Source organism: Larkinella arboricola, from assembly GCF_003259745.1.
GTDB lineage: Bacteria > Bacteroidota > Bacteroidia > Cytophagales > Spirosomataceae > Larkinella > Larkinella arboricola.
Genome location: NZ_QLMC01000011.1, coordinates 56,530 through 72,966, shown reverse-complemented (window position 1 = coordinate 72,966; position 16,437 = coordinate 56,530). Strand labels below are relative to the sequence as shown.

At 52.1% G+C, this 16,437-nt stretch carries 13 protein-coding genes; 9 read left to right on the top strand and 4 right to left on the bottom strand.

The window, feature by feature from the left end; translation table 11 throughout:
- Positions 1 to 241, bottom strand: a 241-nt coding sequence (locus LX87_RS27065; RefSeq protein WP_146624577.1) for a transposase, incomplete at its 3' end; no start/stop codon positions are given.
- A gap of 73 nt (positions 242 to 314) precedes the next feature.
- Here LX87_RS27065 and LX87_RS27060 point away from each other — a divergent pair.
- Positions 315 to 2,480: a malectin domain-containing carbohydrate-binding protein gene (locus tag LX87_RS27060; RefSeq protein ID WP_146624576.1), complete on the top strand. Its 2,166-nt coding sequence runs from the start codon at positions 315 to 317 to the stop codon at positions 2,478 to 2,480.
- 101 nt (positions 2,481 to 2,581) lie between these two features.
- Here the strand turns inward: LX87_RS27060 and LX87_RS27055 are convergent, their stop codons facing one another.
- Positions 2,582 to 4,705 (bottom strand): cation:proton antiporter, encoded by a 2,124-nt coding sequence (locus LX87_RS27055; RefSeq protein ID WP_111631442.1) that lies wholly within the window; start codon positions 4,703 to 4,705, stop codon positions 2,582 to 2,584.
- Positions 4,706 to 4,711: 6 nt separating this feature from the next.
- Complete coding sequence (locus LX87_RS27050) at positions 4,712 to 5,287, bottom strand: hypothetical protein (protein ID WP_111631441.1); 576 nt, start codon at positions 5,285 to 5,287, stop codon at positions 4,712 to 4,714.
- Positions 5,288 to 5,533: 246 nt separating this feature from the next.
- Here LX87_RS27050 and LX87_RS27045 point away from each other — a divergent pair, with 246 nt between their 5' ends.
- Entirely contained in the window at positions 5,534 to 6,487 is a 954-nt protein-coding gene (locus tag LX87_RS27045) for a ParA family protein (RefSeq protein ID WP_111631447.1), read from the top strand.
- 6 nt (positions 6,488 to 6,493) lie between these two features.
- Complete coding sequence (locus LX87_RS27040; protein ID WP_111631440.1) at positions 6,494 to 7,414, top strand: hypothetical protein; 921 nt, start codon at positions 6,494 to 6,496, stop codon at positions 7,412 to 7,414.
- A gap of 450 nt (positions 7,415 to 7,864) precedes the next feature.
- Here LX87_RS27040 and LX87_RS27035 read toward each other — a convergent pair whose 3' ends face one another.
- Complete coding sequence (locus LX87_RS27035) at positions 7,865 to 8,254, bottom strand: T9SS type A sorting domain-containing protein (protein WP_111631439.1); 390 nt, start codon at positions 8,252 to 8,254, stop codon at positions 7,865 to 7,867.
- Between the two features lie 382 nt (positions 8,255 to 8,636).
- Here LX87_RS27035 and LX87_RS27030 point away from each other — a divergent pair, with 382 nt between their 5' ends.
- From LX87_RS27030 to ggt, 6 genes are all read left to right on the top strand, one after another.
- Positions 8,637 to 10,241 (top strand): carboxylesterase/lipase family protein, encoded by a 1,605-nt coding sequence (locus LX87_RS27030; protein ID WP_229310841.1) that lies wholly within the window; start codon positions 8,637 to 8,639, stop codon positions 10,239 to 10,241.
- Between the two features lie 368 nt (positions 10,242 to 10,609).
- The gene (locus LX87_RS27025) at positions 10,610 to 11,236 is read left to right on the top strand and encodes a carbohydrate-binding family 9-like protein (RefSeq protein WP_229310840.1); all 627 of its coding nucleotides are present in this window, start codon (positions 10,610 to 10,612) and stop codon (positions 11,234 to 11,236) included.
- 240 nt (positions 11,237 to 11,476) lie between these two features.
- Entirely contained in the window at positions 11,477 to 12,502 is a 1,026-nt protein-coding gene (locus tag LX87_RS27020; RefSeq protein ID WP_229310839.1) for a bile acid:sodium symporter family protein, read from the top strand.
- A 73-nt stretch (positions 12,503 to 12,575) separates the two neighbouring features.
- Positions 12,576 to 14,045: a M81 family metallopeptidase gene (locus LX87_RS27015; RefSeq protein WP_111631436.1), complete on the top strand. Its 1,470-nt coding sequence runs from the start codon at positions 12,576 to 12,578 to the stop codon at positions 14,043 to 14,045.
- Between the two features lie 65 nt (positions 14,046 to 14,110).
- Positions 14,111 to 14,638, top strand: coding sequence for a RidA family protein (locus LX87_RS27010; RefSeq protein ID WP_229310838.1), 528 nt, complete (start codon positions 14,111 to 14,113; stop codon positions 14,636 to 14,638).
- An 8-nt stretch (positions 14,639 to 14,646) separates the two neighbouring features.
- On the top strand, positions 14,647 to 16,416 hold the full coding sequence (ggt, locus tag LX87_RS27005; RefSeq protein ID WP_111631434.1) for a gamma-glutamyltransferase: 1,770 nt from the start codon (positions 14,647 to 14,649) through the stop codon (positions 16,414 to 16,416).
- Positions 16,417 to 16,437 lie beyond the last annotated feature (21 nt).

The following is a 16,437-nucleotide window of genomic DNA, read 5'->3' as shown; positions in this document are numbered from 1 at the left end:
CCAAGAATTCCTTGCTCCAGCGGTAATAAACGTTGGTGTTAAGCCCTTCTCGCCGACAAATTTCAGCGACCGACTGTTCGCCTTGCAGGCCTTCCAGAACGATGCGGATTTTTTCTTCAGCCGTATACTGGCGTCGGGTTTGTCGCTGAATGTCTTTGATAATAGAGAGAGCTGGTTTGCGCTCGGCAGTGGTAGGTGTCTGAGGACGTTTTGCCGAGGAGGCTTTAGCAGAATGGGACATAAGTAAGGAAGTTTGAGTGAAACAAGTTAAACATTTGTCTCCTCTCTTTTCCCCCTTAGTTGTCCACTTTTACTTGACTACATACACCGACCAGCAGCGCAAGGACATGGCCGCTTATGTGAATGCGACCGACCCCTACAACCATCACATTGTGCTGCATACCAATGTGAAAGAGCAAGCGGCTGTCTACACGCCGTTGCTGGGCAGTGCCTCTGATTTGACAGGTGTTTCTATCCAGACCGACTGGAATAACGTCTATAAGGAGACGCGGGAATGGGTGGAAAAGTCGGCCAATGCGGGTAAGAAGTGGGTCGTAGCCAACGACGAGCAGAATTCCGTGGGGGTGTCCACTGATGCAAATTACGCAGGCAAGCGCGGCAATGTTGCGGATAATCAGGATGATATGCGCAAAGAAGCACTTTGGGGCAACCTGATGGGTGGTGGCACCGGGGTTGAATATTACTTTGGCGGCAATACGGGCGAAACCGACCTGGCCGCCGAAGATTTCCGCTCACGCGCTAAGATGTACCGCTTTACCCGCTACGCCCTGGATTTCTTCCGCACTTATGTACCGCTGGCCGATAGCAAGCCCCTCAACAACGTCAACAATGGTTGGGTGATCGGTCAGGAAGGGAAAGTGTATATAATTTATTTAAAAAAGGGTGGCACTTCCCAGATCAATACGGAGGGGGGCCGCTATACCGTGCAGTGGTATGATCCCCGCAACGGCGGAGACTTGCAATCCGGTACGGTTCGCACTATTTCGGGTGGCGGCAGTAAGTCAATTGGCAATCCCCCCAATTCGGCGGATCAGGATTGGGTCGTTCTCCTGCGGGCGAGCCAACTAACTCAACCGGACCCCGTTCCCCAAACCCTGTACCGTGTGAATGCGGGCGGGAGCAGCTTCACGACTTCAGAGGGCACCGTCTTTAGTGCGGATAATTATGCGAGCGGGGGCAGTCTCTATACCCGTTCGGGGGATATTACCAATTCGGCTCAGGATACGCTCTACCTCAGTGAACGCTATGGCAATTTTTCCTACAACTTCCCGGTCACCAACGGCTCCTACACGGTGGTACTGCATTTTGCCGAAATCTACGCTTCGGATAGTAATCAGCGCACGTTCCATGTCGATATGGAAGGCCAGCGCATGCTGACCGGGTATGACATTTTCGCCAGGGCAGGCGGTGCCTGGAAAGCCGTTCAGGAGCGCTTTACCGTGGCGGTTAGGGATGGTATGCTGACCATCGATTTTGAGAGTGTGCTCAACAATGCGAAAGTTTCGGCGATTGAAGTAATGGCTGCGGCCACCAACGCCCCGCCGGTGCTGTCGCCAATTGGCGAGCAGGCCGTCCAGGCGGGTAGCACGTTAACTGTGCCCCTTTCGGCGAGTGATACCGACGGGGATGCCGTGACGATTACCGCCCTGAATCTGCCGGAATTTGCCCAGTTGAACAATAATGTGCTGACGTTTGCCCCCGGCTCCGGCGATGTGGGCCGTTACCCCATCACCGTGCGGGCGACCGATAGCCAGCAGGCAACCGACGAAGAAACGTTTACGCTGGTGGTCAGTCAGGCAGAAACAGCGGCTTTGGCGGTCACTTCATTTACCCTGATGAATGCGGACACGGATGGAGAAATTCAGGAGCTCACCGACGGTGCGCAGTTGAATCTGGCCACCCTGCCAACGCGAAACCTCAACATCCGGGCGAATACCGGTGCGGGGCCGGTAGGCTCGGTGAAACTGGTACTCAGCGGCAAACAAAACCGTACGCAGAACGAAGTGGGGGCACCTTATGCCTTGTTTGCGGATTCCGACGGCGACTACCGGCCCTGGACCCCTACCGTGGGGAGTTACAGCCTGTCAGCGACGCCTTTCCCTGATGCTAAAGGCAGCGGAACGGCAGGCCGGGCGCTAACCGTGAGCTTCAGCGTGATCAGTCAGGCGCCAGCAGGTCGGGCCGGCCTGGAAGCCCAGGCAGAAAGCGCCGGTCTGACGGTGCTGTATTATCCCAATCCGTTCTCCGAATCGTTTACCCTACAGCTTCGGGAAAGCTCCGCAGGCAAGCGGCCCGTTTTTATTTATGACCACACGGGTCGAAAGGTTTGGGAGCGAGACGATCTGCCGACAGGAAAACATCTGATTCAGCCGGGTCAGCATCTGGCGCCGGGCTTATACATCCTCCAGATTGGTCAGGGGCCGGGTGCCCAGCGCATGAAATTGATCAAAACGCCCTGATGAGTTCACTTCGTAGGTAACAAGAAAGCCGGTTCGTGCGCACGAACCGGCTTTCTTGTTACGCTATCGTATCCAAATTGTGCGAAGTCACCCCGGAAAATCTACCCAAACAGCTTTCCAATGATGTTTCCGATTTCAACAAAATCGTCGTGATTGTTCACGGAACGCTCTTCCGTATACTCTTCCGGTTTGTTGGTGTGCGGGAAAACCAGTAGATAATTTTTGTCGCCAAACTGGAGATTCAGCATATCCGGAATAAACCGCATTTCGGGTAAATAGGCACCCGTATTGCGTTTCGCCATCAGCAAGATCAGCCCTTCATTCGGATTCAGGGATTGAGCCGCCCGCGCCATATCCTTCCAGTTGCGGATGGGTGTAAAATCGGCTTCAATCGTTACTTTTCGAATAATCTTCTGAAGCACATCCAGCGTAGCCGAATCGGCGTAAAAACTTAGTTTTGCCCGGGAATTGCGGGCGATGTTCCAGATTCTGAGCAGGGCAGGAAAGAATCCCGGCTCATGCTGCGATCGGGGTGGCAACACGACGATATGCCGTTTAATGGTTGAGATGGGCTGCACCGCGTGGTAGACCAGCACCGTCGTATTCTCATTCTGTAAATACCCGTTGTAGAGATTGTAGACAAACGAAGGCGAAAAGCCTTTACTGCCCTCCAGCCCAATGAGCAAATCGGTGACTTTTTTCTCCTTGATTACATTGTTGATGCCGTTGATCACATCATTGTCGTAGCGGGTTAGCGGTTGGAGACTTACATCGGCCGCCGAAGCCATCTGCACGGCATTATGCAGGATTTTTTCGGCATTTTTTTCGGATGATTCCTTTTTCTCCTCGTTGATGACATTCAGGGCCAACAGGCGGTCGGTGTTGGTTTTGGCCTTTATGATCAGGGCCAGATTCACCATTCTCTCCACGGTTTCCGGATAATTAACCGCCAGCAGGATCCGTTCTTCTTCCAAGTTGTTACTGGCTACGGTATCTTCGTGGTTAGCATCGGCGATTTTCTGGGCGTTTGCCAGCGACACAAACGATGAAACCGTACAGGAAACCAGGATCATCAGGATACTGCCGTTGAGCACGTGTTCGTTTAGAAGCCGCACGGGTTCACCGGTTTCGGTTTCCGAAATAATAATGTTGTAACCCACCAGAACCGCTGCCAGGGTGGCCGCTGCGGAAGCCGAACTAAGGCCGAAAATGAGTCCCCCCTCTTCCCGGCGCAACCGAAATGTTTTTTTGGTGACAACAGCCGCCAGGTATTTGGCTCCGATGGCGACAACGGTCATCAGGGCCGCCACTTTGATGGTTTCCAGACTCTTGAAAAATACCGAAAAATCAATGAGCATCCCGACGCTAATCAGAAAGAAGGGGATAAACAGGGCATTGCCCACAAAGTCCACCCGGTTCATCAGCGAGGAGGTATGAGGAATGAGCCGGTTAAGGGCCAGACCCGCCAGAAAGGCCCCGATGATTGCCTCTACTCCCGCCAGTTCTGCCAGCAGGGCCGCCAGGTAGATCATCACCAGCACAAAAATGTACTGGGAAATCTTATCGTTTACTTTCTTGAAAAACCACCGGCCAATTACCGGAAAAAGCAGTAACACGACTAACCCAAAAGCCACGACCGATACCGAGAGCCTGATCCAGAATTCACTGCCCACCTCGCCTTTGGCCATTCCTACCGAAATGGCTAGCACCAAAAGCGCCAGAATGTCGGTAATCATCGTTCCGCCTACGGTGATGTTGACCGCCAGATTCTTGGCAATACCCATTCGGCTGACCAACGGGTAAGAAATCAGGGTATGGGAGGAAAACAGACTGGCAAACAAGATAGCCGTCAGCGGTGAAAAGCCCAGCAGGTAATACCCGCCCAGAAAGCCCAGCAACAGGGGGATTGTAAACGTATACAAACCAAACGTGAGGCTTTTCCACTTGTTTCGTTTAAAATCCCCCATATCAATCTCAAGCCCGGCCAGAAACATGATGTACAGCAGACCGGTCGTACCGGTTACAACTATGCTGCTGTCGCGGGCTAGTATATTGAATCCATTCGGTCCGACGATGGCACCGGCCATGATGAGTCCCAACAGGTGAGGTACTTTTATTTTGTTAAGCAGGATTGGGGCCCCCAGGATAATGATCAGCACCACCAGAAATTTTAACACGGGGTCTTCCAGTGGCAGCGATAAACTTAGCAAACTCAGTATAATCATGATCGGTTACTCATTGGTGGAGATGCGGCTTAGTTCAACCGTAAATGTGGCGTTGCATTGATTATCGACCGTAACGGTGCGCACTCCTTTCATTTTAGTGGGACTGATTTCATTGAGTAGTATACTCATTTCAACCCGTTTGCTGGCTGAGGAGTCGGTTTTGAAGCTCAGCTTAAGCGCATTATTGGCGTACTGGGCTGTGTAGACACGCACCAGTCTGTTGTTACTGATCACCTTGGCCGCCCGCTGTGTGGAATCACTGCTAAACTCCCAGGTATCCGACCGCTGGTCGCCGATGGCGTAATCCGAACAGGTCGATTCGGTGCAAATCTCCCGGCTGCTCCACGGACCGGCCGGAATCTGGGGCCAGGCGCCAAGCTGTATTCCGGTATCACGCACCGCAATCAGGCTGTCCCGCATTTTAGTCAGCGCCTGATAGTCTGCTTCTTTGAGAGCAAATTGTTTTTCTTTTTCCAGTAATGCCTGCTCTCTCTGCAATAATTGTTGTTCCTGTTGCTGGTTGCGACAACTGACTAGGATCAGGACCGAGCCGGTGAACAGGATAGCCGTTTTATTTATCATCGTTAAGGACACTCGTTCAGGGTTATGACTCAAAATATCAGGGGTTCGTCAATACGTCCACAAAAAGAATTAGCTAACTAGCTATGCGAAAGTAAGTGTTCAGCGGTTAATTAAAACTATTTTCAGACACTATTATGTAGACTCGTGCTTGGTATTGATCTAATTTTTGGTATAAATTTATACCTGATGATAGTTAAATACCGTCTCTTGGCTTAAATTTAGGGCGACTATTTCCCCTTTATGTACATGCTGACACACGAAGAGGTTTATAAATTCCTGAAAAGAAAGCAAACCCTATCACACTCGGGTTTAAATAAGGAAGCGGGGCTGCCAACCGGGACGCTGACAAAAGCCATGAATGGCCAACGGACCTTGACGGAATCGCACCTGAAGGCACTTGAGCCCGTGCTTTTACAATACGGTATTGAAGATTTCCTGAACCGTAGGGCCACGGTATTAGCCATAGTCAATCATAAAGGAGGGGTGGGAAAAACAACAACGACCATAAACCTGGGCAAGGGGCTGGTCAATCGCGGTCAGTCCGTGTTGTTGATTGACATGGATTCCCAGGGCAATCTTTCGCAGAGTCTGGGGGTACATAACCCGCAGCAGCAGCTTTTGCAGGCGCTGACGCAGAGCGTGCCCATGCCGGTTTTGCGACTGAAAGAAAATTACCACCTGGTGCCGAGTGATCTGGAACTGTCCAGAGCTGAAGCGGAATTGATCAAGACCCCCAGTGGTGTCCTGCGTTTTCGGAACGTGCTGGCTCCCCTCCTAACGCAGTATGACTATGTACTGATCGATTGTCCTCCTTCCCTCAATATTTTTACCTACTCGGCCCTGGTAGCGTCTACGGCTGCGCTGGTGGTACTTGAACCGGAAGCATCAGCCGTCAAAGGAATGTACAACCTGCTTGAACTGATCCAGGATATTAAGGATTCATTCAATCCAAGGCTGGGCATCGAAGGAATTGTTATGGCACAAGTGAGTCAGCAGCTTGTTCTGCACCGGGAATTAATGTCCCAGGTTCGGAATGACTTAAAAGGACAGCCCTTTTTCAAAACAGAAATCCGGCAGAACATCGCCCTGGCAGAATCGCAATACGTAGGACAAGATATTTTTGACTATAAACCGTCGTCCACGGGCGCTGTGGATTATCAGGCGTTGGCTGACGAAGTAGTGGCCAAACACCCCGCTTAACTTCTTATGAAAAAGTTTATCACTGCTTCCGGCGAGCCGCCGGTGCTGCACCGAAATTCGGCTAACCTTATGCAAAATATGCTCGACGAGGTTAAGGCCAACATCACGATCCTGCCCGAGTTTAAGAGCCTTATACCTCCGCTGCAAGTTACCGAATATGAGCAACTGAAAAGTAATATTCTTAAAGACGGCTGCCGGGAACCGTTACTAATCTGGCAGACTTCACGGGGTGTCATTGACGGAACCGACGACGGTACACCGCTGAATATACTCATTGATGGCCACAATCGTCATGAGATCTGCGTAGAGAAGGGCCTTGATTTTAAGATTGCGTTGCGTGATTTTCCAACGCTCCAGAGCGTACGCGACTTTATGATTGATAATCAACTGGGCCGCCGAAACCTTACGCCGGAGCAGATGTCTTATCTGCGCGGTCTGAAATATCGAAACGAGCGGCAGTCGGCTGGTCGGCCCATACAGGATACTACGTCGGCCGATCAGGAGCTGTCGGAATCGACCATAGCCCAGCGTACCCAGGACCGGCTGGCAAAAGAGTTTGGGGTTTCTCCCCGAACGATTCACCGGGATCGTGAATACTCGGAGGGGCTTGACAAGTTGACGCCTGAACTCAAACAGAATATCTTAAAAGGAAAGCAAAAGCTACCCAAGGAATTGATTCAGTCGGTAGGGCGCACATTACCGACTGATGCTCCTCCCCTGTCGTTGAACGATGTATTGACCTTTCAGGAAACGGCAACCTTGCCGATTGTCACTCCGACAAAGCCCGCTACTAAATCGGATGAGCCGAAAAAAGCGGTCAGGGAAATTGCAAAACGAGCTGCTGCTTTAAATCCCTCCTCACCCACGTTCCAACAGGATTGTGATGAGCTGATAGCGCTACTTAAAGCGGTAAAAACGACTATTTGAAATGTTGCCAGATTGGCAACATTTCACTTCGCAAGATGTCCACACCTAATGTTGTCAATCTGGCAACATTAAATACACCACTCGAAAAGCGTAAAAACCGTATATATGGATGTGTAATTTGTATAGCAGGCTAAGGCTTGAAAGATGGGATTTAGAACATAATGAATAACCTCATTTATTTACTATAAAAGTAAACAGTTGAGGCCGAGATTACAATAAGGTAAGCTGTTCGTTTCTTTCCCTTCTGAGACCGTTAACGAACATCCGCTCAGAAGAACCGGTTTTTTCGAGAACGAATTGTCTCTTTGTAATACTCACCACTTCACCCACCGAGTGCGGTTGATTGACTGCCCCAAACGAACCAGCAAAAAGGCTGACCCTGGACCAGATCAGCCTTCCTGTTTCATTAAATCTGTTGTTACTGTTTCATGTGACTGGTTATTCCCTGAATTAATTAACGGCTACCAGTCGGGGAGGAGCCACCGGCTGTTTAGTCGAAAGCGTCACGTCTTTGGTGGTCGTTTCCACCCCGTTGCTGATGGCTACCTGATACACCCCGTCGGGCAAATTGCTTACATCCATCCGCAGACGTACCGCTTCCTGCCGTTTGCCGATCTGTTGGGCAAACACCTCCTGACCGTTCGCATTCAACAGCTGAACCACCACCGCACTGCTCGTTTCTTTCTGGACGGCTACCTGGAGTTTGCCTTCGGCCGTGGTGTGGATACCGCTCTGAAAAGCGGCTGCTTTCTTGGGTTTGTTGGGATCGGCCTGAGCAACGTTGAAGCTGGCAGCAGTTAAGGTCAGGGCGACGAGCAGGGTGTTCAGTATGGCTTTCATGGCGTTTATTATTTAAATGTTGTTGTTCCGTTTTGTTGAATCAAAGGTCGCCCTCTTCGCCAGCAAAGCCTGTCACAAATGAGTCAACTCCTGCTACTTTTGGGAAACACCCTTCTTACGCCGTTGGCAGTTTCGATAAAGAGGTAGGCTGGATTTCTGATCACATAGTGCTTACGTCGAACCCAACATGGATAAAAGTAGATTATTGATAAACTTTTCTTATCACAAAGCAGGAAAGAACAATTAGATTTTCCGGGCATTTTTTTATGTTATCTCCTTGCCGTCTTGCCGACATTACCCTTACCATTACTCAAGCCTTGCTTTTATGAATCCCACGGGCCGACGCCGTTTTCTCTCCCAACTTGCGCTTACCACAGCAGCCATGACACTTCCCCGGTCTGGCTTTTCTTTCGCGGGCAATGCCGATGAGTTTGTCATAACAGATACCAGCCACGGCCGACTGCGGGGGATGCGCAAAGACGGAGTGAACCTTTTCAGAGGCATTCCCTACGCAGGTCGAACGTCTGGAGATCGGCGGTTTCGTCGGCCTGCCCAACTCCAGCCCTGGACGGGCGTACGCGATGCACTGGAGTTTGGGGCACCGGCCATTCAGCCACCCCGGCGCAACGAACCGGCCCCTTCGGAAGATTGCCTGTTTCTCAATGTCTGGACACCCGCCAATGACAATCGCAAACGTCCGGTCATGTTTTATAGCCACGGCGGTGGCTTTGTCATTGGGTCCGGCGCAGCAGCGGGGCAGGACGGCTCGAATCTGGCCCGGAATTTTGATGTGGTAGTCGTCGAAACCAACCACCGCTTAGGGTTGCTGGGCTTTTTATACCTGGATGAAATAGCAGGGGCCGAGTACGCTGGATCCGGTAACATGGGGATGCTTGACATCGTTGACGGGCTCAAATGGGTCCATGATAACATCGCCCGGTTTGGCGGTGATCCAGCCAATGTGATGATCTGGGGCGAATCGGGCGGTGGAGCCAAAACCTCCTGTCTCTATGCGATGCCCGGGGCGGCTCCTTATTTCAACAAAGCCTCCATCGAAAGTGGACCCGGTGTGCGGATGACATCCCGGAAAACGGCGGCCGAAACCACCGCCATGCTTTTGAAAGAGTTCAATATCGTCCCCAAAGATTGGCGGAAGCTGCTCGACATTCCCGCGACGGAACTGCTGGCGATGCAGGGCAAGTTACCGTTTGTGCCGCCTTTTCTGGAAAAAAACCGCAATCAGGGCACAATGCGCCGGAATTACGGGGGCTTTGGGCCCGTAGTCGATGGTCTCGTGCTGCCCCATCACCCCTTTGATCCCACGGCTCCGGCCATCTCCCGTAATAAACCCCTGCTGGTGGGCTGGAATGAAGATGAGTACACGTTCTTCGCTTGGGAACGCAAGGATACCGAATTCGCCAGCCTGGACTTTGAAGGGTTACACAAAAGACTGGAACCCCAATACGGCCCGGACACCCCAACGATTATCGAGACCTACCGGAAAGCCTCTCCCAACGCGACGGCTCCGCAAATTTTTGTGGCCATTTCCTCCATTACCATGATGGGGCTGGGTTCGGTAGACATTGCCGAAAAGAAAGCAAAGCAGGGGGGAGCACCGGTCTATCTGTACAATTTTGGCTATAAATCCGAAAAGAAGATTCCGGGAACGGATTATCCGATGGGTACACCCCACGCCATGGACATTTCTTTCAAATTCAACAACGAAATTCCGCCCCGCGACGGATCGCAGCCAAAAGAGAGCTTCTTCGGGGGAAACCGGCCCGAACGGTTTAGGGCTTCTCATCATTTTGCCGAATTATGGACCACTTTCGCCCGAACGGGTAAACCAGCCGCCCAGGATGTTCCGGCCTGGCCGGCCTACAATCTCCAGCGTCGCCCCACGATGCGCATAGACGCCCAATGCGAGGTGATCGACAACCGATTTAGTCAGGAACTGGCCTTATGGCGGTCTATTGGTAAATTATAATAACTGCCTTGAAGATGATCTACCGGTTGGGGATGAGCGGGAGGGAGGCAGGCACCCCACGGCAAACTACGGCTTTCGGCCATCAAAAAATTGTATCGGAAAAACGAAAAATAGTACGAGGATGTGGCAGGGTCGGTATATAAATTTGCTTTTCATTAAAATTAACCTTTATTCTTTGGTTAGAGTAAGGTTTTGTATTTATAATGCGTACTATTTTGTATAATAACCATCGTTTTTTTGGTGAGCTACTAGTTCCCTCTTTATCCCGAAAGTGGCTTTTGCCTGCTCTTTTGTTTGGATGGCTGTCATGTGCTGCTACGTTGGTGCAGGCCCAATCTGAATACAGGGTCACCCGACTGAAAAAACCGATGAAGATTGATGGCGCGTGGGATAAGAAAGAGTGGAAGCGGGCCAAATCCGTGAAAATCACACACTACATGGGCGCTATTCCGAAATTCACACCGGAAACGGAAGCCAAGCTGTTATACGACGACAATAATATTTATTTGATCTTCAAGGTAAACGATCAGTTTGTAAAAAGCACGGTGACGGAATACAACGGCAATGTTTCCGGAGACTCCTGTGTTGAATTCTTCTTTGCGCCGGATAGCGACAAACCGCTGCACTATTTTAATCTGGAGGTAAACGCCGGAGGAACGCCCCTGATCTTTTACGTCACCAAACCGTGGACGGAATTTACTAAACTGGAAGCCAAAAGCATCGACCAAATCGAAATAGCGCACTCGTTGCCGAAAGTGATTGACCCCGAACGCAGTGAGCCGGTTACCTGGACAATTGAATGCCGGATTCCTTTCTCGGTATTAAAACAGTTTTCTAATGTAACCGTCCCCAAACCCGGTGCGGTCTGGAAAGCGAATTTCTACAAAACCGGTAGCCGGACCAGTAACCCCCACTGGCTGACCTGGTCGTTCGTTGATCATCCCAAGCCCAACTTCCATTTGCCCGAATTCTTCGGTAAAATTCTTTTTGAATAAACAGCGGGAGTGGACGGGCAACGGTGATGGTTTAGGCTAAGCTCTAGACAGCTACCGGCAGAATCAGGATATAAATCAGGACTGACTTACGGGATTGTTCATGGCCCATAATTGAGGTCGCAATGAACCGCCTTCAAAGTAATTTGTTGACTTCTAACCCTTAATCATTTGAATAAAGTGCTGATTTACCGTGGTATTTTAATGGTGGCCCTGAGCTGCCTTATGTACACCGGGTACCAGATGTCTATTGGACACCTTGCCGAAGTCGGGCCGGTATTTGTGGCAGGCATGGTTTTGTTGTCCATTGCCTTCCGGGGGTTTGCGCCGGTAAAAGGGCTGGCTTTCACGGTTTTTATTCTGGGTGTAACCGTCACTTCGCTTTATTATCCCGGCCTTTTTCTTGAAATAAACGGTTTTGAATTAGCCACACTGATCACCCCGCTGATTCAGCTTATCATGTTTGGTACCGGCTGTTCGATGGGGGTGAAAGATTTTATCGCGTTGTCGAAGTCGCCCAAATCGGTCATTGTCGGCGTCATTGCTCAGTATACCGTTATGCCGGTGATGAGCTTTGTGCTCGCCAACGTCCTGGGTTTTCCGTCCGAGATCGCAGCTGGCCTGATTTTGCTTGGGTGTGCTTCTACGTCCGTCACGGCCAGTTTATTCAGCTTTCTGGCCAAAGCCAATGTGGCGCTGGCCATTACCATCACGTCGATTACCACCCTCATGGCTCCGCTGCTGATCCCGTTTCTCATGAAATTGTTTGCGGGCGGCTACATCGAAATTGATGTACTGGGTATGTTGTGGAGCATGATGAAAATGGTACTGTTGCCCATTGGGGCCGGTTTGCTCTTTAACAAACTGACCAGCGGCAAAGCCAAATGGTTGCAGGATGCCATGCCCTATGTTTCGATGGTGGGCATCATTCTGATCAACGCCATCATTATCGCATCGGGTCGGGAAAGCATTTTAACCATCGGCCTGCGGCTGCTGGTGGCGGTTCTGTTACTGCTGATTTCCGGGTTCATTTTTGGATACTGGATAGGACGGCTTTTGGGGCTTGATGAGAAAGACTGCCGCACCATTGCCATCACGACCGGAATGCAGAATGCGGGCATGGTTTCCGGCATTGCCAAGGTCATGGGCAAAGTGGGCACCCTCGGACTGGCTTCCGCAATCTGCGGTCCGCTGATGGGTCTGCCCGCTTCCATGCTAGCCTCTTATTGGGGCAGTTCAGCACAGGAAAAGACTCCGGACGAACCGTAAATCCAGCGGGGTTTGCGGAATAAAACAGTAGCAGTACCACCGAATCCGGCGGCTTTATTAACACTTGAAACAGATGGCTTTACGCGTTGCATTAGTCGGTATTTATCACGAATCCAATACCTTCGTAGAGGGTCTTACCACCCTGGACGATTTTAAAAAAGGACATTACCTGAAAGGGGAGGCCATCCGGAAAGAATACGAAGGAGCGCACCACGAAATCAGCGGAATGATTGACGTGCTGGAACAGGCCGGCATTGAACTCGTCCCGGTATTTTTTGCCGAAGCCACGCCGGGCGGACCGGTAGAGGCCCAAACCCTGGACTTTCTGTTGGCTGAAATGTTGGAAGGACTGAAGCAGGCGGGTCCGGTGGATGCCTGTCTGGTGGTTCCGCACGGGGCAGGGGTGAGCCAGAATCAGGTCGATATGGACGGCTACTGGCTGGCGCAGGTCCGGCAACAGGTCGGCCCCGATCTGCCCATTGTCGGGACGCTGGATCTGCACGCCAACGTCAGCCCCCGGATGGTGGAAATGACCAATTGCCTGGTGTCGTACAAGAAAAACCCGCACGTGGATATGCGGCAGACCGGCGAGGAAGCGGCCCGGATTCTGGTGCGGATGCTGAAAAGGGAGGTGCAGCCCCGGCAGGTGTTAATCCAGCCCCCCCTTTCAATCAGCATCGAACAGCAGTTTACCAGCCAGGAGCCTTGCCTGAGCTTGTACAAGCGAGCCGGAGAGCTTGCCAGCAGGCCGGGCATCCTTTCGCTGAGCATCTTACTCGGTTTTCCCTATGCCGATGTGCCGGAGATGGGAACGTCGTTGCTGGTGGTCAGCGACGACCGGATCGACCTGGCTACGGAGGTGGGCCAACAGCTTGAATCGTATCTGATCGAAAACCGGAAGTTTTTTGTCGGTGCCCGAAATGATGTTTTTCAGGCGCTGGAAATCGCCGAACGGAACCCGAAGCCGGTTTTGCTCCTCGACATGGGGGATAACATTGGCGGGGGAAGTCCGGGTAACAATATCTGTATTCTGGAGGGCTTACTGGCAACCCAAACCCTCCGGTATTTCGTGTGCCTGTACGATCCGGAAGCGGTTCAGACGGCCCTGTCGCATGCAATCGGCGATTCATTTGAGCTGAGCGTTACGGGAACGGTAAAAGAAGGCGTTAAAAAGCTTCCGTTAGCGGTCCGGCTCGTCACGATTTCCGACGGCAATTTTACGGAGGCTGCGGCACGGCACGGCGGACAAGTCAATTACGCGATGGGAAAAACCGTGGTTGTCGAGGTAGGGGAGGGCAGTTTGCTTATGATAACCTCCCGCCGGGTCCCACCGTTCAGCCTGAACCAGTTGCTTTCGTGCGGAGTCGAACCCGCTCAGTTTGACGTCCTGATTGCGAAAGGGGTGATTGCTCCGCTGGCCGCGTATGCCCCGGTTTGTCAAACGGTCGTGCAGGTCAATACGCCGGGCGTTACCCAGGCCGACATGACCCAACTGGGCCACAAAAACCGTCGAATTCCTTTATTTCCCTTCGAAGAGGTATAAAACCGTACCCCCGAAAAAGTAAACGTCCTTATTAACCCAAATTGATGTGTGCCATGAAAACCGTTATGAAATTCTTCTTTTCACTGTTGCTGCTGCTAACCCTCACGATACCGGACAGTCTGGCCCAATCGGCGATCAATCCCGAAAAGCGCATCAAGGAGCTGGGTATTACCCTGAAAGCACCCGGTAAGCCGATTGCGAACTTCGTTACCGCCGTTACAGTGGGCAAACTGGTGTTTGTATCCGGTCATGGTCCGGTGCAGGCTGACGGAGAATACGTAAAAGGAAAAGTGGGTAAGGAACTGACCGTCGATCAGGGCAAGGAAGCCGCCCGATTAACCGGTATTTCGCTGCTGGGCGCCCTGAAATCGCACATCGGTGATCTGAACAAAGTCAAGCGGATTGTGAAAGTGCTGGGCATGGTGAATGCGACGCCGGAGTTTGATAAACATCCCCAGGTCATCAACGGCTTCTCGGATCTTATGGTGGATATTTTCGGCGAAAATGGCCGTCATGCCCGTTCGGCCGTCGGGATGGGTTCGCTGCCGATGGGCATTCCGGTTGAAATCGAGATGATTGTGGAATTAAAATAAGCGATACGATGATGAGAAAAGGATTGTTCTGGAGTATACTCATTGCGCTGTTTTCAGCGGGCACCGTATGGGCTCAGGCGGCTAAACAAAACCTGCGGCCACCAGCTATGGGGCGGGAAGGGATGGTTACGGCCGCTCATCCGCTGGCGAGTCTGGCCGGTCAGAAAATGCTGGCAAAGGGCGGCAACGCCATTGATGCCGTGGTGGCCGCTGCGGCTGCGCTCAATGCCGTCGAGCCGTTTATGTCGGGCACGGGGGGCGTTGGGTATATGCTTTTTTATTCCGCCAAAGATAAAAAAGTGCGCTCGCTCGTTTTTGGCGGCTGGGTTCCCAAAAACTTTGATGTTCAAAAAGTAAAGGACATCATCCGCTTTGACGACGGCGCCGGGCACGGGGGCCGGATGGAGGGCATCGGGCCGCGCACGGTGGCGGTACCCGGCAACCTGGCGGGCTGGAACCGGGCTCTGAAAGATTTCGGCACCAAATCCCTCCAAGATGTTTTTGAACCCACGATTCAATACCTCGAACAGGGTGTGACGGTGACGGAATACGATCAGGCCATGTGGGACGGAATCACGCAGCGGGTTGCGCCCCATCCCGAAGCAGCCGCCATCTTCCTCAAACCGGATAAATCAGGGTATAAAGTCGGCGACCAGTTTAGCAACAAACCGCTGGCGAAAACGATGCGACGGATTGCCAAAGACGGTATTGATGTGTTCTACAAGGGCGAAATTGCCCGGGAAATTGCTGCGGCTTTTCAAAAAGACGGTGGATTTATCACCCTCGAAGACCTGGCCTCCGTACCCGATAAAGTGCAGTGGACCACCCCGCTTTCGGTGCAATACCGCGGGTATACGGTTTACAACAACCCTCCGCCGGGCATGGGCCTGCAACAGCTTCAGACGCTGAAAATCATGGAAGGGTTTGACGTGAAAAAGATGGGCCACAACAGCGCCGAATACCTGGCGCACCTGATGGAAGCTATCGCCCTGAGCCGTCTGGATTCGGATAAATACATCGGTGATCCGGCGTTTGTGAAGGTCCCGGTTAACGAACTGCTGTCGGACGAATACATCCAGAAACAGCGCGAAAAGGTGGTGGCCAATGTGAAAGCACGGTTTGCCAACCAGAAGAAACAGTCCTTTCTGCTGCGTCCGGAGCCGGTCATGGACGTTGCCAACAACGACAAATACCGGTACGCGACGACCAGCCTCTCGGCGGTGGATAAGTGGGGCAACGTGGTGGTGATTACCCAAACCCACGGGGGCGGTTTTGGCTCCGGGTATGTGGCCGGTAAGACGGGCCTGGTGTTCAACAATGCGCTGGAGTGGATGAGCCTCCAGAAAGGACTCGCCAGCAGTTTCGAGCCGGGCAAAGGCGTTAGCTGGTGCATTGGCGGGATGATGCAGTTCCACAAGGACGGAAAACCGTACCTGGTTGTCGGGTCGCCGGGCAGCTTCGGGATTTTGCAGTCGGTGCCCCAGGTCGCCATGAACGTCATTGATTTTGGCATGAACATTCAGGATGCCATCAGTGCGCCCCGGTTTCGCTGGAAAGACGAAATGGGCAGCGTTCCCGCCAAAGAATTAATCATCGAAACCCGTATACCGCCGAAAACGCTCCAGACCCTGAAAGAACTGGGTTTCAAACTGGATACGAGCCTGGGCGACTGGACGATGACGGTAGGAGGGGCGCAGGGCGTCACCATCGACCCCGCATCGGGCTGGCTCATGGGCGGGGCCGACCCCCGACGCAACGGATACGCCATTGGATTCTAAGTGCTGACTAACCCTTTATCA